Annotated in this window: 12 protein-coding genes and 1 riboswitch; of the genes, 5 read left to right on the top strand and 7 right to left on the bottom strand. The window is 65.0% G+C overall.

Features of this window, described 5'->3' with window-relative positions:
- Positions 1–60 precede the first annotated feature (60 nt).
- A complete protein-coding gene (gene ffh / locus AC5RU3_RS04495) occupies positions 61–1,644 on the bottom strand; it encodes a signal recognition particle protein (protein WP_493964945.1) in 1,584 nt (527 codons plus the stop codon).
- A 113-nt stretch (positions 1,645–1,757) separates the two neighbouring features.
- Between ffh and AC5RU3_RS04490 the strand changes: the two genes are divergently transcribed.
- Entirely contained in the window at positions 1,758–3,182 is a 1,425-nt protein-coding gene (locus tag AC5RU3_RS04490; protein WP_458115167.1) for a glucose-6-phosphate dehydrogenase, read from the top strand.
- A gap of 101 nt (positions 3,183–3,283) precedes the next feature.
- Here AC5RU3_RS04490 and AC5RU3_RS04485 read toward each other — a convergent pair whose 3' ends face one another.
- From AC5RU3_RS04485 to ftsY, 3 genes are all read right to left on the bottom strand, one after another.
- The gene (locus AC5RU3_RS04485) at positions 3,284–3,622 is read right to left on the bottom strand and encodes a P-II family nitrogen regulator (protein WP_309071953.1); all 339 of its coding nucleotides are present in this window, start codon (positions 3,620–3,622) and stop codon (positions 3,284–3,286) included.
- Positions 3,619–4,926: an ammonium transporter gene (locus AC5RU3_RS04480; protein ID WP_309071954.1), complete on the bottom strand. Its 1,308-nt coding sequence runs from the start codon at positions 4,924–4,926 to the stop codon at positions 3,619–3,621. The genes AC5RU3_RS04485 and AC5RU3_RS04480 overlap by 4 nt, the downstream gene beginning before the upstream one ends.
- A 260-nt stretch (positions 4,927–5,186) precedes the next feature.
- Positions 5,187–6,392: a signal recognition particle-docking protein FtsY gene (gene ftsY / locus AC5RU3_RS04475; RefSeq protein WP_309123895.1), complete on the bottom strand. Its 1,206-nt coding sequence runs from the start codon at positions 6,390–6,392 to the stop codon at positions 5,187–5,189.
- A 66-nt stretch (positions 6,393–6,458) separates the two neighbouring features.
- Between ftsY and AC5RU3_RS04470 the strand changes: the two genes are divergently transcribed.
- A complete protein-coding gene (locus AC5RU3_RS04470; RefSeq protein WP_375164398.1) occupies positions 6,459–7,721 on the top strand; it encodes an MFS transporter in 1,263 nt (420 codons plus the stop codon).
- On the opposite strand, the gene smc is transcribed toward AC5RU3_RS04470, so the two are convergent.
- Positions 7,696–11,268 carry a chromosome segregation protein SMC gene (gene smc, locus AC5RU3_RS04465; protein ID WP_493964944.1) on the bottom strand — a complete coding sequence of 1,191 codons (3,573 nt, stop codon included), beginning with the start codon at positions 11,266–11,268 and terminating at the stop codon, positions 7,696–7,698. The two genes, AC5RU3_RS04470 and smc, sit on opposite strands and share 26 nt — an antisense overlap.
- Before the next feature lie 281 nt (positions 11,269–11,549).
- On the opposite strand from smc, the gene AC5RU3_RS04460 reads away from it, so the two are divergent.
- The 3 genes from AC5RU3_RS04460 to AC5RU3_RS04450 are packed head-to-tail and all read left to right on the top strand — an operon-like array spanning position 11,550 to position 16,125.
- Positions 11,550–12,572 (top strand): 3-oxoacyl-ACP synthase III, encoded by a 1,023-nt coding sequence (locus tag AC5RU3_RS04460; protein WP_493964943.1) that lies wholly within the window; start codon positions 11,550–11,552, stop codon positions 12,570–12,572.
- Positions 12,566–15,154: an alpha/beta fold hydrolase gene (locus tag AC5RU3_RS04455; RefSeq protein ID WP_493964942.1), complete on the top strand. Its 2,589-nt coding sequence runs from the start codon at positions 12,566–12,568 to the stop codon at positions 15,152–15,154. The genes AC5RU3_RS04460 and AC5RU3_RS04455 overlap by 7 nt, the downstream gene beginning before the upstream one ends.
- Entirely contained in the window at positions 15,151–16,125 is a 975-nt protein-coding gene (locus AC5RU3_RS04450) for an NAD-dependent epimerase/dehydratase family protein (RefSeq protein ID WP_493964941.1), read from the top strand. The genes AC5RU3_RS04455 and AC5RU3_RS04450 overlap by 4 nt, the downstream gene beginning before the upstream one ends.
- Before the next feature lie 181 nt (positions 16,126–16,306).
- Here the strand turns inward: AC5RU3_RS04450 and AC5RU3_RS04445 are convergent, their stop codons facing one another.
- On the bottom strand, positions 16,307–17,203 hold the full coding sequence (locus AC5RU3_RS04445; RefSeq protein WP_309123890.1) for a LysM peptidoglycan-binding domain-containing protein: 897 nt from the start codon (positions 17,201–17,203) through the stop codon (positions 16,307–16,309).
- Positions 17,204–17,207: 4 nt separating this feature from the next.
- Positions 17,208–17,365, bottom strand: a riboswitch (cyclic di-AMP (ydaO/yuaA leader).
- Between the two features lie 145 nt (positions 17,366–17,510).
- Positions 17,511–17,792, bottom strand: coding sequence for a YtxH domain-containing protein (locus AC5RU3_RS04440; RefSeq protein ID WP_458115172.1), 282 nt, complete (start codon positions 17,790–17,792; stop codon positions 17,511–17,513).
- Between the last annotated feature and the right edge of the window lie 4 nt (positions 17,793–17,796).

The raw sequence follows: 17,796 nt of genomic DNA, 5'->3' as shown, positions 1-17,796 counted from the left end.
ACTTCAACCTAGCCGCCGCCTCTGACATCGAGTCATCCCAGTAGCGGCGGCCGGACCAGCCTATTTTCCGAGGAACTTTTCGAAACCCTTCGGGAGGTTGAGCGAGGAGGGGTCGAAGTCGTTCTGCTGACCGAACACGGCACCTGTTGGGACCGATGCTCGTGGGGCATTCCGGCGGGCCTCGGCGGCAGCGGCCTCCTGCGCAGCCTTGGCGGGGTTGCCCGAGCGGGGCTTCTTCTTCCCCTTTGCAGTGGCCTTGCCCTTCCGGGCGCCGCCGTTGAAGCCGCCCGGACCAGGCATTCCCGGCATTCCGGGGATGCCACCACCAGCGGCCATCTTGCGCATCATTTTCTGTGCTTGCCCGAACCGCTCGAGCAGCCCGTTCACCTCGGAGACGTGGACACCTGAGCCGCGTGCGATACGGGCGCGGCGGGAGCCGTTGATGATCTTGGGGGCAACGCGCTCATGGGGCGTCATGGACCGCACAATCGCTTCCACACGGTCGATTTCCCGCTCGTCGAAGTTCTCCAGCTGCTGCCGCATGTTCGCAGCGCCGGGCATCATCATGAGCATCTTTTTCATCGAGCCCATGTTGCGGATTTGCTGCATCTGGGCAAGGAAGTCATCGAGCGTGAAGTCTTCCTGGTCGGCGAACTTCTTCGCCATCCGGGCTGCCTCGTCCTTGTCCCACGCCTGTTCGGCCTGCTCAATCAGGGTGAGGATGTCGCCCATGTCGAGGATCCGCGATGCCATGCGATCCGGGTGGAAAACCTCGAAGTCCGTCAGAGCCTCACCGGTGGAGGCGAACATGACCGGCTTGCCCGTCACAGACGCAACGGAGAGCGCCGCGCCACCGCGGGCGTCGCCGTCGAGCTTTGTCAGCACCACGCCGGTGAAGTTGACCCCCTCATTGAAAGCCTGCGCAGTGTTCACTGCGTCCTGGCCGATCATTGCGTCAATGACGAAGAGCACTTCGTCGGGGTTCACAGCGTCACGGATGTCGGACGCCTGCTGCATCAGCTCAGCGTCGATACCCAGACGGCCTGCAGTATCCACAATGACGACGTCGTGAAGCTTGGCGCGGGCCTCAACGACACCCTGCCGGGCGACCGCTACCGGATCACCGGTGGCAGCCTCGAACTCGGAGCTGACGCCAGGATGGGGAGCGAACACGGGAACGCCCGCTCGCTGTCCGTTAACCTCGAGCTGCTTGACGGCGTTCGGGCGCTGCAGGTCACATGCCACCAGCAGCGGGCTGTGGCCCTGGCCCTTCAGCCACTTGGCCAGCTTGCCGGCAAGCGTGGTCTTGCCCGCTCCCTGCAGGCCGGCGAGCATGATGACGGTCGGCGGGTTCTTGGCGAGCCGGAGCCGCCGGGTCTCGCCGCCGAGGATAGCGACAAGCTCCTCGTTGACGATCTTGACAACCTGCTGCCCCGGGTTCAGCGCCTGTGATACCTCTAGCCCGAGGGCGCGTTCCTTGACCTGCGCCGCAAATGCACGCACAACAGGCACGGCGACGTCTGCGTCGAGCAGCGCGCGACGGATCTCGCGAACGGTTGCGTCGACGTCGGCCTCCGACAGGCGGCCCTTGCCGCGAAGGTTCTTGAAGGTCGCTGTCAACCGGTCTGAGAGTGAATTGAACACGGTGCGTGAACTGCTTTCCTCGAGCGGAGTGGATTCAACTATCTAGGGTATCAACTGGCTTCACCCCCGGAGGGCAGCAGACAGCCGCCCCCTGACAGTGGCAGGGTGTAGGGGTGACTACTCATGCGATTGATGAACAGGCATCCGGGCACCAGTTCCGGGGACAGGCAATCCGTACGCTGTTGATACTCGGTGCCTCCGGCGATCTGACCGGCAGGTTGCTGCTGCCGGGTCTTGCCCGGTTGATCAGGCACGGCAAAGCGGGGGAAATCACGCTGGTGGGAGCTGGTTCCGATCCGTGGACAGCCGAGGACTGGCAGTCTCGTCTAGCCACCTCGTTCGCCGCCGCGACACCCGTCTCCGGTGCACAGGACGACGGCGGCGCCCTGCGCCGGATCTGCGCCGCCAGCACCTATCACCAAGTGGACGTAACGGCACAGGGCGCGCTGGCTGAGCTGCTTGCAGGGCTCGAAGGGCCGGTCGCCATCTACTTCGCGCTGCCGCCGGCGGTCAGCGAAAAGGCGTGCGCGGCGTTGGAGCCCGGCGACCTGCCCAACGGCTCGCGGCTCGTCCTCGAGAAGCCATTCGGCACGGACCGGGAATCTGCAGCACGGCTGAACACCATCCTCAGCCGGCTGGTACCGGAGGACCACATTCACCGCGTCGACCATTTCCTGGGCAAGGCGACCGTCCTCAACATTCTTGGGCTGCGTTTCGCGAACCGGCTGCTGGAACCGGTGTGGAACAGCCTGCACGTCGATTCTGTGGACATCATCTTCGACGAGAAGCTCACGCTCGAGAACCGTGCGCGCTATTACGACGGCGCCGGTGCCTTGAAGGACATGATTCAGAGCCACCTGCTGCAGGTCATGGCCCTTATCGCCATGAACGCGCCATCGACCCTTCACGAGAGAGACCTTCGCGATCACATTGGGACCGTGCTGCGGGCCAGTTCGGTACACCCCGACTTCAGCACCAGTACCCGACGTGCCCGGTACAGCGCGGGGACCATCGACGGCAAGGCGGTACCCAACTATGTGGATGAGAACGGGGTTGATCCTTCGCGGGGAACTGAAACTCTGGCTGAAATTGTCGTCTCGATTAATAACGAGCGGTGGGCGGGCGTGCCCTTCCGGTTGCGGTCCGGGAAGTCGCTTGGCCGAACGCGCAAGGAGGCAGTGATCACCTTCAAACCGGTGAACCATCTCCCCGAGGGCTTCACCGGCGTCGACTCGCCTACCCGGTTGCGGATCGGGTTCGGGCCGGACACCCTTGCGCTGGACATCGATGTGAATGGTCCCGGTGACGTGTTTTGTCTGGATCGCGCAACGTTGCAGGCGGAGCTGAATGCCTCGGAACTCCTCCCCTACGGCGAAGTTCTTGACGGCGTTTTGTCCGGAGACCCCACCCTGTCTGTTCGCGGTGACACTGCGGAAGATTGCTGGCGCATTGTGGAGCCCGTGCTGGAAGCATGGAAACGGAACGACGTGCCAATGGACGAGTACGCGGCCGGATCGGCGGGACCGTCGAACTGGTGATGTCGTCAATCGTCAGACAGTAAATGGTCAAACGGGGTCAATGGTCAAAACGAAGGACGGGCCACGTGTAAACCACGTGGCCCGTCCCTGAGTTCATAGCCTTAGAGCGCCGCGTCCCCGCGCTCACCCGTCCGTACACGGACGGCGTCCTCGACGGGAAGAACCCACACCTTGCCGTCACCTGCACGGCCCGTGTTGGCAGTGGAGACGAGCACATCGACGATGTCGGTGACCGCCGCGTCCGCCACCAGAACCTCGACCCTGGCTTTCTGGAGGAGATCGACTGTGTATTCGGCGCCCCGGTAGACCTCAGTGTGTCCACGCTGGCGACCGTAACCGCTCGCCTGGCTGACGGTGAGTCCTTGAACCCCGTAGTTCTCGAGGGCTCCCCTAACGTTGTCCAGCTTGTCGGGACGAACAATGGCTGTAACGAGCTTCATGAGTTCACCTTCTGCTGTGCCGTTTCGGCTGCGGGTGCCTGGGCGGACTGGTGGAATGGTTGGAACTGGCCTCCGACTCCCAGCCCGCCGAATTCGTAGGCGGTTTCTGCGTGCTCGGACAGGTCAACACCGGATACCTCGTTGTCGGGGGTGACGCGGAAACCGATGGTCTTGTGGATCGCGAGGCCGATCAGGGCCGTCATCACCGCGGAGAGGGTGACTGCCACGAGCACGGAGACTACCTGGGCCACGAGCTGGCCCGCGCCGCCGCCGTAGAAGAGACCGCCGCCCTCACCGTCGACCGGCAGGGCGATGAAGCCGATGGCTACCGTTCCCAGCGTGCCAGCCACGAGGTGGACAGCCACCACGTCGAGCGAGTCATCGAAGCCGAGCTTGTACTTCAGGCTCACGGCCAGGGCGCACACGGCTCCGGAAACCAGTCCGAGGCCGATGGCACCGATCGGGCTGACGCTTGCACAGGCCGGAGTGATCGCGACCAGACCAGCGACGATACCGGAGGCGGCACCGAGGGAAGTGGGACGTCCGTCGCGGAAGCGTTCGGTGACGAGCCAGCCAACCATCGCTGCAGCAGGAGCCGCCATGGTGTTCACCCAGATCAGGCCGGCTTCTTCAGCAGTGCCGGCGGCGCCGCCATTGAAACCGAACCACCCGAACCAGAGCAGGGCAGCGCCCAGCATGACAAGCGGGACGTTGTGGGGACGATGAGCCGGATCTTTGCCGAAGCCCTGACGCTTGCCGAGGATGATCGCAAGAACCAGGGCCGCAACGCCCGCACTGATGTGGACGACGGTGCCGCCCGCGAAGTCAATGGCTTCACCGACTGCGCTACCGATGGCTCCTTCTGCGCTGAGCAGTCCGCCGCCCCAGACCATGAAGGCCAGCGGGCAGTACACGGCCGTCACCCAGATCGGCACGAACAGTGACCAGGCGCCGAATTTGGCTCGGTCCGCGATGGCACCGCTGATCAGGGCAACCGTGATGATCGCGAAGGTCACCCCGTAGCCAGCGCCGATCATGTCTTCGGTTCCGATGAGACCCTCAAGCCCGAATGAGGCGAATGGGTTGCCGAAGAGCTGGGCGACGCCGTCGCCGCCGGTCATCGAGTAACCCCAGAGCACCCACACGATGCCCACCAGGCCAACAGCGATGAAGCTCATCATCATCATGTTCAGGGCTGCCTTGGCGCGGGTCATGCCCCCATAGAAGAATGCCAGTCCGGGGGTCATGAGCAATACCAGGGCGGCGGAAACCATGACCCAGACGTGACCTGCTGTCAGATCCATCTTTTACGTCCTCTCGCGAGTGGCGGGCACTTCCCGCTGGGAAAAAGTCTCGCAACGGCGTGTTTCGTCGCCTTGGGAATTGTGTTGCCGGTACGTTACGGCGAGTTCACTGACGTAAAGAATGCATATCCGGCGGATTTCAGTCGTGTTTCGCAACCCGATAAATGCCGGCGGCCCCTGTTAAAACCGAACGCCCCGCTGTAGGTTGCTTCCTTTGCGGGGCGTGGCGGTGACTACGGTTCACCTTCGACTCGGCGCTGTCAGTTCAGCAGCGCGTCAACGAAGTCTTCCGCGTCGAACGGTGCAAGGTCATCGGCCCCTTCACCGAGTCCGATGAGCTTCACCGGTACCCCGAGTGAACGCTGGATGGCGACGACGATGCCGCCCTTGGCCGTGCCGTCCAGCTTGGTCAGCACGATTCCCGTGATGTTCACGACTTCAGCGAAGACCTTCGCCTGGTTCAGCCCGTTCTGCCCCGTCGTCGCGTCAAGGACGAGCAGCACCTCATCGACGGTGCCTTGCTTCTCGATGACCCGCTTGACCTTGCCGAGTTCATCCATCAGGCCGACCTTATTCTGTAGACGGCCCGCAGTGTCGATCATGACGACGTCGACCTCACCCTCGATTCCTGCCTTCACGGCCTCGAAGGCAACGGAGGCGGGATCAGCACCATCGACGTCTGACTTCACGGTGGGTACGCCGACGCGTTGCCCCCAGGTCGCGAGCTGCTCCGCAGCGGCGGCACGGAAGGTATCCGCCGCTCCCAGGAGCACGTCCTTGTCCTCGGCCACGAGAACGCGGGCGAGCTTGCCTACCGTGGTGGTCTTGCCCACGCCGTTGACGCCGACGACCATGACGATTGCGGGCCGGTCCAGGTGGCGGTCCGTGGCCAGCGAACGGTCCATGCCGGGGTCGACGAGCTTGACCAGCTCCTCCCGGAGCATCTCCTTGACCTCTTCGGGAGTCCGGCTTCCGGCAATTTTCACCCGTGCGCGGAGCGCGTCCACGAGTTCCCCGGTCGGTGCGGTGCCGAGATCGGCCAGGAGGAGCGTCTCCTCGATCTCGTCCCACACGTCTTCATCGATACGGTCGCGCGACAGGAGGGCCAGCAGGCCCTTGCCCAGTGCGTTGTTCGACTTGGCGAGGCGGGCGCGCAGACGCGCAAGCCGGCCCTGCACCGGATCCGGCGTTTCAACCGGTATGGTCTCGACACCGGTGGGGGCTTCCTCGAGATCCCGCAGGTCATCGGGTACGACGACGTCGGGCATCGTATCGCGGCCGGTTGGCCTTTCGAGGGTGTCAGTGCCTACCCCGCGCGAGGTAATGCCGCCGTCGTCGTCGGCGTCACGTGTGGTGGTGTAGGTGCCCGGCGGGGTGCGGCGTGACCGCACCAGGAGGGCCGCGAGCGACCCGAGCACGCCCAGGGCAACGAGTATGTAAATAATTATCGGGAGGATCTCATTCACGCTCCCAAGCTTCTCACACGGCTGCCTGGCCCGAAGGTCATGCGGAAGCTGGGAGAATCGTGAATCGTGGTTGCTTTTCGAAACTTTCCCCGACGTGCCCAGACGGGTTCCAGCCCGGAGGCACGGCTCCGCCTTCCGCGCGAGATCAAGGTTCTGATCGCCGCGGCGTTCGTCATCGCGATCGGCTTCGGACTGGTGGCGCCGGTGCTCCCCCAGTTCGCGCAGAGCTTCGGTGTGGAGGCGGCAGCCGCAGCGGTGATCGTGAGCGCGTTCGCGTTCACCCGGCTGGTGTTCGCACCTGCCGGCGGCAAGTTCGTCGAGCGCCTTGGCGAGCGTCCTGTGTATGTTGCCGGGCTGCTGATCGTCGCGCTGTCGACTGCCGCGTGCGCATTCGCGGCGGACTACTGGCAGCTTCTGATCTTCCGGGGCCTGGGCGGCATCGGCTCCACCATGTTCACGATCTCGGCGATGGGACTGATCGTGCGGCTCGCCCCGGCGGGGATGCGCGGGCGGGTCACCGGCGCCTACGCATCGGCGTTCCTGCTCGGAAGTATCGCGGGTCCGTTTCTCGGCGGCCTGCTGGCCGGATTCGGATTGCGTGTGCCGTTTCTTGCGTATGCCGGGGCACTGCTGGTGGCCGCCGCCGTCGTCTTCTTCCAGCTCAAGGACACGGCGCTGAGTCACCGGAAGGGTGCCGCCTCCCAACCTGTGCTGACCGTTCGGGAAGCGATGCAGGACTCTGCCTACCGCGCGGCGCTGGTCTCAGGTTTCGCCAACGGCTGGGCATCGTTCGGCGTCCGTATGGCGCTGGTTCCCCTGTTTGCCGCTGCAGTGCTGGGCGCTGGTCCGGAGGTGGCGGGCATATCGCTGGCCTTTTTCGCCGGCGGGACTGCCCTGGCCCTTACCGTGTCGGGACGCCTCGCCGACTCACTGGGCCGGAAGCCGCTCGTGCTGACAGGACTGGCAGTCAACGGTGCCGCGATGGCGTGCCTGGGACTGACCAGCGACGTCGTGACCTTCCTTGTCGTCTCGGTCATCGCAGGCGTCGGAGCAGGCATCCTGAATCCTGCCCAGCAGGCGGCAGTGGCCGACGTCGTCGGCAATGACCGCAGCGGCGGCAAGGTCCTTGCCACGTTCCAGATGAGCACTGACACGGGAGCCATCTTCGGGCCGATCCTCGCCGGGCTCCTCGTCGACACGTTCTCCTACGGCTGGGCCTTCGGGCTGACCGGTGTGACCGCCCTGGCAGCCATCCTGATGTGGACGATGGCCCGCGAGACCCTTGCTGACCCAGTGAAGTCGGTCAGGCGTCCACCAGCCGCTGACTGATCACGGTCGACACGCCGTCGCCACGCATGGTTACCCCATACAGCGCATCGGCGACCTCCATGGTTCGCTTCTGGTGGGTGATGACGATCAGCTGGCTGGACTCGCGCAGTTCCTCGAAGATGGTGATGAGCCGGCCCAGATTCGTATCGTCCAGGGCTGCCTCAACCTCGTCCATCACGTAGAACGGTGACGGCCTCGCCTTGAAGATCGCCACCAGGAGCGCGACGGCGGTCAGTGACCTTTCGCCGCCGGAGAGCAGTGAGAGCCGCTTGATTTTCTTGCCCGCGGGTCGTGCCTCAACCTCGATGCCGGTGTTCAGCATGTCGTCAGGCTCGGTCAGCACCAGCCGGCCCTCGCCGCCCGGGAACAATCGCCCGAACACCCGCTCAAACTGCTCCGCGGTGTCCCGGTAAGCCGCGGTGAAGACCTGCTCCACACGCTCATCCACCTCGCGGATGATGTCGAGGAGATCCTTGCGGGTCGCCTTGAGGTCTTCGAGCTGAGTGCTGAGGAACTGGTGCCTTTCCTCCAGTGCCGCAAATTCCTCGAGCGCGAGCGGATTCACCTTTCCCAGTGCCGACAGGTCACGTTCGGCCCGTTTGAGGCGTTTCTCCTGCTCCTGACGCACGAACGGAACGCCCTCACGCACGGGGTTGCCGTCGTCGTCGACTGCCACGCGGAGCTCCGCCCACTTGTCGGAAGATGTGGCGGCGGTCGGTACAGGCTGGTCCGGGCCGTACTCGGCGACCAGATGGTCAGCGGTCAATCCGAGCTCCTCGATGGACCGGTTCTCCAGGGCCTCGATCCTCAGTTTCTGCTGTGTGCGGGCCAGTTCATCCCGGTGCACCGAGTCCGTCAACTCCGCAAGCTCGGCCGTGAGAGCCTCGTTTCCACCACGGACAGTCGCCAGCTCGCTCTCCCAGGCTGCACGTACCTCCTCGGCGGAGTCCCGGGCTTGGGCTGCACGGTCGACCGAGACGTCGAGGAAGGCGAGCACCTGCCGGACCGCCTGCCCTACCGCTGCCGCCTTCGCGCCCTGCAGCCGGCGGATCCTCGCCCGCTCGGCAGCCTGCGCACGCGCGGCACGTTCCGTCTGCGCAGCGTGCTCAAGTGATTCGGCCCGGCTCGTGGTTGCCCTCAGCTGTTCCTCGGCGCTGCGCAGAGCGAGCCTGGCTTCCATCTCGGCCTGCCGGGCATGGGTGGCGGCGAGCGCCAGCATGTCGCGTGTCTGAGTGTCAGGTTCCGACTCCGCGGGAGCTTCCTGCGCCTGCACAAGCCGATGGGTGATGTCCTCCAACCGTTCCTGCTCGGCGGCGAGATTGCTTTCGGCCGCTTCCGCCAGGCGGGTCAACCGCTCGGTCTCCCCCGAAGCGGAGCGCAGGATCGAGCCGAGTTGGCCCAGTTTCTCCGCCACAGCCGCGAGCCGGGCATCAGATTCGTGCAACCGCTCCAAGGCAGCGTCCGCCCGCTCCTGGGCGGCCTGGCGTTGCGCTGTGGCTGCGGAGATCCCGAAGCGCGCCCGCTCATACCGTTCGGTGGCGGCCCGGAGGGCGTCGGTAGCCTCGTCGACGGCGGCCTGAACTTCGAGGGTTCCCGGCGCCGCGGCGGTACCGCCACGCACTGACACGGCTGTGTAGATGTCACCCTCACGCGTCACGGCGGTCAGCTGGGGATGCGCGCGCACCAGCTCTGCCGCGTCAGCGAGAGAAGCGACGACGACGACGCCGGCGAGCAGCGTTCGAACCGCGCCCTCCAGTGCGTCCTGGGTGGTGACGAGGGAGGAGGCCGCACGCGCGCCGTCGGGCAGGGCAGGCGGGTCCTTTGCCCCGGCAGCGGCGCCGGCCACCATCAGCTCGACCCGTCCGGCGTCGTCGTCCTTCAGGGTACGGAGGGCGGTGCCGGCAGCCTCCAGCGAATCGACAGCGACTCCTTCGGCGAGCGGGCCGAGCGCAGCCGCTATGGCGGTCTCGAAGCCCGGCGCAACCGTCAGGAGCTCGGCCACCGGCCCCAATACCCCGGCCGAACCGGCGTCGAGCAGGGAGTTGGATCCGTCCTTGCGTTCCAGGCCCAACCGCAGAGCCTCGATGCGGGCCTGCAGGGCATCCCGTTCGCGTTCGGCCGCCCGTTCCTGCTCCCGCAGCTCCTCCAACGATTCGAGAATGGCTTCGAGCGCAGCGCCCGCTTCCTCATACTCAGCGTCGAGTCCTTCTTCGCCTTCCTCCGCACCTGCCACCTGCGATTCGAGGGCGGTGAACTCACTCTGTGCACGGCGACGGCGTTCGGAGACCTCGACCACGGAGTCGCGGAGCCGCCCGAGCTCGGCTTCTGCCGCTTCGACCCGCGACCGCGCCGCCCCCACCTGGCCGGAAAGCCTGGCCAGGCCCTCGCGCCGGTCCGCGGCTGCACGCAGGAGGGACGCGAGGCGCTGTTCCTCGGCGGCGGCCGCGTCCTCGGCTTCTGCGCGCTGCTCCAGGGCATCCTCGAGCGTGTCATGCCGTTCAGCGATGCGCTCTTCCAGTTCAGCCTGCTCCGCCCGGACAAGCTTCGCCTGCCGGTCGAGCTCGTCTGGATCACGGCCTGTATCCGCTGCTGTATCCACCGAACCCAGCAGACGACGGCGTTCCTCCGCCAGGCTGCCCAGGGAGCGGAAGCGCTCCCGGGTGGATGAGAGGCGGTACCAGGCATCACGAGCGGCGTTGAGCCGTGGGGTCGCCTCCGCCGCGAGACGTTCGAGCTCGGCCTGCCTGGCCCGCCCTGCTTCAAGGAGCGCCTCCACCTCCGCCCGACGTTGCTTCAGCGCGGTCTCATCCGCGATCTCCTGCTCGAACGAAGTGGTGAGCTGAACCAGATCGTCGGCGAGCAGGCGGGCGCGTGCATCCCGCGCCTCGAACTGCACCTGCTGGGCGCGGCGTGCAATGTCGGCCTGTTTGCCGAGCGGCGTCAGTTGCCTGCGGAGCTCGCCCGTGAGGTCTGTGAGCCGTGTGAGGTTCGCCTGCATCGCCTCAAGTTTGCGGACAGTTTTCTCCTTGCGCCGACGATGCTTGAGGATCCCGGCGGCTTCCTCGATGAACCCGCGCCGGTCCTCGGGGGTTGCGTGCAGAACCCGGTCGAGCTGGCCCTGCCCGACGATGACGTGCATCTCACGCCCAAGCCCGGAGTCGGAGAGAAGTTCCTGAATGTCGAGGAGGCGGCAATTGCTTCCATTGATTGCGTACTCGGAGCCGCCTGCACGGAACAGGGTGCGCGAGATAGTCACTTCCGAATACTCGATCGGCAATGCGCCGTCCGCGTTGTCAATTGTCAGCGAGACCTGGGCCCGGCCCAACGGCGGTCTGCCGGACGTTCCGGCGAAGATCACGTCCTCCATCTTCCCGCCGCGGAGCGTCTTCGCCCCCTGCTCACCCATCACCCAGGCGAGGGCATCGACGACATTGGACTTGCCGGACCCATTGGGACCGACGACGGCGGTTACTCCGGGTTCAAAGTCGAATGTCGTTGCAGAGGCAAAAGACTTGAAGCCTCGAACGGTAAGACTTTTCAGGTGCACGGGTCTCGGGTTCTCCGATCAGGGTTGTTACCCCACAATCTACTGTGTTCGCGCCGGTTTCAGCTGCATATGCACAGGCATACCCAACCCTTCCGTCGTCGTGCCAAGGTGCCGTTATCTGCGGGAGGAACTAGGCTTTCCTCAGGATCGTTAGTAACCGAAGTATGCTTATCATCTTCAGATTGGCATCCACTGCCGGCAAAGCGCTATCGGTTCCGGTGCAGCGAACAGCGGACCAGCGGATCGCCCCGTAAGGGGTAGACGGACACAAGGCAGGAAATTTGACCGGTAATTCCAACTTCCGACATCACAACACCGCGCTCCTCGGGGTGGAAAGTGTTGAGGCACCGGTCATCATTACCTCAGCAGAATTCGATCGCATCCTGTCGCCGGCCCTAAAACGTCTGCGGCTCTCCAAGGGCCTCCTGCAGCGCGTCGCCGGAATCACGGAACGGCGCTGGTGGGCGGCCGGAACAGGGTTCGAGGACGGTGCCATTGAAGCCGGCGCCAAAGCGCTTGCGTCTTCGGGGATCGAAGCCTCCCAGATTGGGCTGCTGATCAACACGTCGGTCTCGAGGACCAACCTCGAGCCTTCCGTCGCGGTGAAGATCCACAACGGACTTGGACTTCCCTCCTCAGCGATGAATTTCGACGTTGCGAACGCGTGCCTCGGCTTCGTCAACGGGATGACGTTGGCGGCGAACATGATCGAGGCAGGTCAGATCCAGTACGCGATGGTGGTGAACGGCGAAGACGCACAGGCCACCCAGGAAGCAACCCTGTGCAGACTTAACGAGCCGGGGGCAACCAGGGAAAGCTTCATGCAGGAGTTCGCAACGCTGACGCTGGGCTCCGGGGCAGCGGCCGCAATCCTCGGGCCGGCGGACGCCCACCCCGGATCCCACCGCGTCCTGGGCGGCGTTGCCCGTGCCGGAACCGAACACCACGAACTCTGCGTCGGGGGCATCGACGGCATGTATACAGATGCCCAGGGACTTCTCGACGGAGGCCTGGAGTTGGTGGTCGATGCCTGGACAGAGGCTCAGCAGGACTGGAATTGGGCGGATATGGACCGCTACGTCACCCATCAGGTGAGCACCACGCACACCAAGGCGATCATCGAGGCCGTCAATCTGGATCCCGCCAAAGTCCCACAGACCTTCCCCCGCTGGGGAAACGTGGGGCCGGCGTCGCTGCCCATGACCCTGGCTGCCGAAGCCCAGACCCTCACCGCCGGCGACCGGGTGCTGTGCATGGGCGTGGGTTCTGGACTCAACACCGCGATGCTGGAGATTGAGTGGTAGAACTTCCCGGCGTCGACCCAGCGTGGTCGGCCTATCTCGACGTGCCGTCAACTGCCGGTGTGGATCCCCAGGGAACCGTCAACCGCTGGCACTATCTCGACAACCTCCCGTCCATAGCCGGGAAGGTCCGCGGAACACTGCTGTGTGTCCACGGCAACCCCACCTGGTCCTACCTCTGGCGCAGCGTATTGGCCGCAGGGGCCCGACATGGTTGGCGCGTGGTCGCCGTCGATCAACTTGAGATGGGTTTCTCCGACAGGACCGGCCGGAAACGGCAGCTCGCTGATCGCATTACCGACCTTGATGATTTCGTGGCAGCCGCCGGGGTCCGGGGCCCGCTGGTCACCGTCGGACACGATTGGGGCGGAGTAGTCAGCCTCGGTTTCGCCGAGCGGAACCGCTCCGACCTCCTCGCGGTCATTCTCACGAATACTGCCATCCACCAGGATCCGGGCTCCCCCATACCCGCTCCGCTGAGACTGGCGCTCAACGGAGCAATCCACCGCCTGGGGACGTCGACGACGACGGCGTTCCTCGACACGACCCTCGCCCTGGCGCGGCCGAGACTTGCCGGCGACGTACGGGCCGCCTACCGTGCTCCGTACCGTACCGCGGACCGACGCCGAGGCATCGAACAGTTCGTCGCCGACATCCCCGTCGGTCCCGGGCACCCGTCCCATGCCGAACTGACGAGGATCGCGGAGAGCATACGCACCCTGGACGTACCCGTACTGATGCTGTGGGGGCCGCGTGACCCGATTTTCTCCGACACCTATCTTGATGACCTCATCCGCCGGCTCCCCCACGCTGACGTGCACCGCTTCGAAGGCGCGAGCCATCTGGTCGCCGAAGACCGGGACATCGCCGCGCCGATCTTCGATTGGTTAGATGTGCGTGCCTCCTCGGACGACGACGAGAGCGAGGCTCCCGGGGCAACCACACCGCTCTGGCATCAGATCCGCGAGAGGAGCCGCGGTCCCGCAGCGCAGACGCTCGCCATAGCTGACATGGGACAGGACGGTTCCGTGGCCGCCTCACTCTCCTGGCAGGAACTGGATTCCCGGGTCAGCCGCCTCGCTGCGGCTCTGAACCGGATAGGGGTGACGGCAGGCAGCAGAGTGAGCCTGATGGTCCCACCGGGCATTGACCTGACCGTCCTGATCTACGCCTGTCTCAAACTCGGCGCCGTCATCGTGGTTGCCGACGCTGGGCTGGGACCGAAGGGGCTGAGCCGGGCTGTACGCGGCACAGTCCCGAACTTCCTGATCGGTATCGAACGTGCGCTGGCGGCAGCGCGCCTTTTCGGGTGGCCGGGTGTCCGCATCAGCGCCGGCGCAGTCTCCCCCCTGCGGGGGCGACTGCTGGATGTGAGGTACCGCCTGGAGGATCTCCTGTCGGAGGGAAATGCCTACGACGGCGCCGATCCCGACGCTGACTCCGACGCCGCGATTCTCTTTACGTCCGGTTCAACAGGGCCGGCGAAAGGCGTTGTGTACACGCATCGCCAGTTGTCGGCCATGCGGGACACGCTTGCCGCCACCCTGCAGTTGGCACCGGGCAGTGCACTGGTCGCCGGCTTCGCTCCCTTCGCGCTCCTCGGTCCGGCCCTTGGTGCGGCGTCGGTAACTCCTGATATGGACGTCACCGCGCCACGGACACTGACAGCGCGGGCACTTTCCGATGCTGCAGCCGCCATCGACGCCACCACGGTCTTTGCCTCCCCGGCTGCACTTCGCAACGTTCTGGCTACAGCCGCCGACGTCTCGGACCGCGGGAAGGCGGCGCTCGAGCGGATAGAGGTGCTTCTCTCTGCCGGGGCCCCCGTTCCCGTCACTCTTCTGGAGCATCTACAGCCCCTTGTTCCCAACGCTGTCCTGCACACGCCATACGGCATGACCGAAGCACTGCCGGTGACTGACATCGATTTGGGCCAGATCCGGGAGTCAGCAGCCTCGACGTGTTCGGGTGCCGGCAACGGAGTATGCGTCGGGGCGCCCGTTCCGGGAGCGGAAATCCGCATCAGTGCGCTTGACCGCGACGGCGTTGCGTCGGGTGAACCCACAGCTGAGCCGGGTGTGACGGGAGAAATCCTCGTCCGCGCTCCCCACGTCAAGGACCGCTATTTCCGGTTATGGGTGACTGAACGTGAATCCTCCCGGACTGCCGGCTGGCACCGCACCGGCGACGTCGGACACCTCGACGCTCAGGAGCGGCTGTGGGTAGAAGGACGGCTCGCACACCTGATCACATCCGCCGATGGCATCCTGACGCCCGTAGGGCCGGAGCAGGCAATCGAGCGACTCGACGACGTTCGTCAGGCGGCCGTGGTTGGAATAGGTCCGGCCGGCACACAGGCTGTGGTTGCCGTTGTGGAGCCCGCCCACGGTGCAGGAGCAATCAGCCTCGCACCGACAACCTTGGCCAGCGCCGTCAGGCAAGCGGTCGGCAGTGAGCAACTGGCTGCCGTACTGACGGTGTCCGCACTGCCCACTGATATCCGGCACAACGCGAAGATCGACCGTTCTGCGGTGGCCGAATGGGCTGCCGCTGCGCTCGAGGGACGCGGAAGGAAAAGACCGTGAAGGTCCTGGTGACCGGTGCAAGCGGAATGCTGGGTGGAGCGGTCGCCTCCCTACTGGTGCAGAACGGACATACCGTCCGGACCCTGCAGCGCCGATCTTCGGGCGTACTGGGCGCGGAGGATGTGACCGGTCAGCTAACCGACCGAAGGACGCTTGAGACCGCTGTGGCGGACATGGACGCGGTCGTTCACCTCGCGGCTAAGGTTTCATTCACCGGCGATCCGGCGGAGTTCCACCGCGTCAATGTCACCGGCACAGCTGATCTTCTCAGGGCTGCCCGGACAGCAGGGATCGGTCGGTTCGTGCACGTATCCTCGCCCTCGGTTGCGCACATCGGAAAGCCACTGGTCGGTGCTGCGGCCGGACCGGCAGATCCCCGGCAAGCAAGGGGATCCTATGCCCGGACCAAGGCTGAGTCGGAGATCCTTGCCCTTGGCGCGAATGACGATCGCATGTCGGTCACTGCCATCCGCCCTCACATCGTGTGGGGACCGGGAGATACTCAATTGGTGGAGCGCGTCCTGAACCGCGCCCGTGCCGGCAGGCTTCCGCTCCTCGCCGGCGGCACAGCACTCGTCGACACAACCTATGTGGACAATGCGGCATCCGCCATTGCGGCCGCTCTGCACCGGATCGATCATGTGCGGGGCCTGGCTTTGGTGGTCACGAACGGTGAACCACGCCCCATCGGCGAACTCCTTGCCCGCATGTGCGCGGCAGGCGGAGTTCCTGGACCGAGGATGTCTGTCCCGGGTTGGGTTGGCCGACTTGCCGGAAGCGCCGTCGAGACGTTCTGGCGCGGATCCAACGCCGACGGTGAACCGCCGATGACCCGTTTCCTGGCCGAGCAACTGTCGACGGCGCACTGGTTTGACCAGCGCCAGACCCGGAAGCTTCTGGACTGGACCCCTGAGGTAAGCCTCGACGAGGGCTTTGCACGGCTGGCTGACCACTACGGTGTTGCGATCTGATCCTCGTCCCACCGTGAGGATCCCGCTTCGCTCAACGGCACAGGCGAGCCGAACGACAATGCTGGCAGATGGCAGAACGGCGGAAATGCACGTGGGAAACAAAAGGGAGAACCGGATTCCCGGTTCTCCCTTTTATGTTGAACAGCTATGCGGTGCGAGCCACAGTGGCCGCAGGTGCCTGCTACGCGCGGTAGAAGGACACTGCGCCCAGATCGCTCAGCGGGTGCTGCATGGTGAGGTTTGCACCGTTCATGCCGCTGCTGATGACCTGGCCGTTGCCGGCGTAGACGGCCACGTGTCCGGCGCTGATGACAATGTCACCTGGTGCCGGAGTGCTGACAGGGGTGCCGTAGGCAGCGAACTGTGCCGGGCCGAGGTCGCCGGTTCCCAGTGCGCGCTCCAGCAGGACGGTGCAGTCCTGGATCAGACCGGCCGCGAGCTGGGCCCGAGCCGAAGCGAGGATGCTTGCGCCGGTGGCGCTGCCCGAGCCTTCTGCAACCTGAATCTTGGTCGAGGATGCGGTGGTGATGTTCATCGTGCTGGTCTCAGCAGGAGCCGGAGCAGGAGCCGGGGCGGGAGCCGGAGCAGCCTGAACCTGCGGTGCAGGAGCAGCAGCAGGAGCCGGAGCCGCAGCAGGGGCCGGAGCCGCAGCAGCACTACCGGACAGGCTGATGACCTGGCCCGGGTAGATGATCGAATCCCAGCCGAGGCCGTTCGCAGCGAACACGGCGTCCAGGCTGACACCATAGCTGGCAGCGATCGAGCCGAGGGTGTCGCCGGACTTGACCGTGTGGGTCGGAGCCGCAGCGGCGGGGGCCGGTGCAGCAGGAGCCGGCGCTACGGGGGCGGACGCCGCCTGAACGCTGACCTCAGGCGCCTGGACTGCAGCCGAAGTAGTAGTGGTGGTGGTTCCCGCGCTTGCCGGGAGTGCAGCTCCGAAGAGAATTCCGGAAGCTGCTACAACAACGGCCGCAGGCCGGCCAACGGTGCCAGCGTGAGCGCTGACGGCCTTGGACACAAGCTGCATGGTGCTGGGCGAAGTTGCACGGTGGCGCGCGATATGACGGTTTTTGGACACGGAAATTGCCTCTCCCAATGCCTGCGGAGTTAGCTGTCGGATTCGGATGGGAGCCACCCGGACAATCAGCCTTAGGCCGATTCGTCTTCACCCCTAGGACTTCTGAAGAAGCCCACTATCTGGTTCCCCCGCTCCTGCCGCGATGTGTAGCGAACGGACCTTCCAGCGGCGGCAGGATTAGGCAAATCCACCAGAAGGAAGCCGGGCTTTTGAACCCGGCGTATCCATAACGTTACATTCCTTTGGTTGAATTGTCACGTTTCGATCACAGAGAGGCCATTCCCGCGTGCCTTACAGGGCCCTAGCGTCAGATCTTGTATTCGTCGGTGGGGCTCTTGGGAGCGTCCTGATCGTTGCCGCGATGCATTGCGGACTGCGCCTTCTTCAACACCTGCTCAGCCTGCGCCTGCACCTCCGGAGCCTTCGCCTTTACCGTCTCGGATGCCTGAGAGACCTTGTCCTGGACCTTCGGGCTCTTCCAAAGCTCATTCGCTTTGACCTTGATCTGCTCGTAGCTCGCGCGACCGGCCCGCGCACCCATGACGTAGCCTGCCGCCATGCCTGCCGCAAATACCAACTTGTTCTTCATTGCG

The sequence above is a fragment of the Arthrobacter sp. MDB1-55 genome (assembly GCF_059092925.1).
This window is presented reverse-complemented; position numbering and strand designations above follow the sequence as displayed.

Coding starts and splice junctions, on each gene's coding strand:
- AC5RU3_RS04485 (WP_309071953.1), bottom strand. CDS start 3,622: ATGAAGCTCGTTACAGCCATTGTTCGTCCCGACAAGCTGGACAACGTT.
- AC5RU3_RS04440 (WP_458115172.1), bottom strand. CDS start 17,792: ATGAAGAACAAGTTGGTATTTGCGGCAGGCATGGCGGCAGGCTACGTC.
- AC5RU3_RS04480 (WP_309071954.1), bottom strand. CDS start 4,926: ATGGATCTGACAGCAGGTCACGTCTGGGTCATGGTTTCCGCCGCCCTG.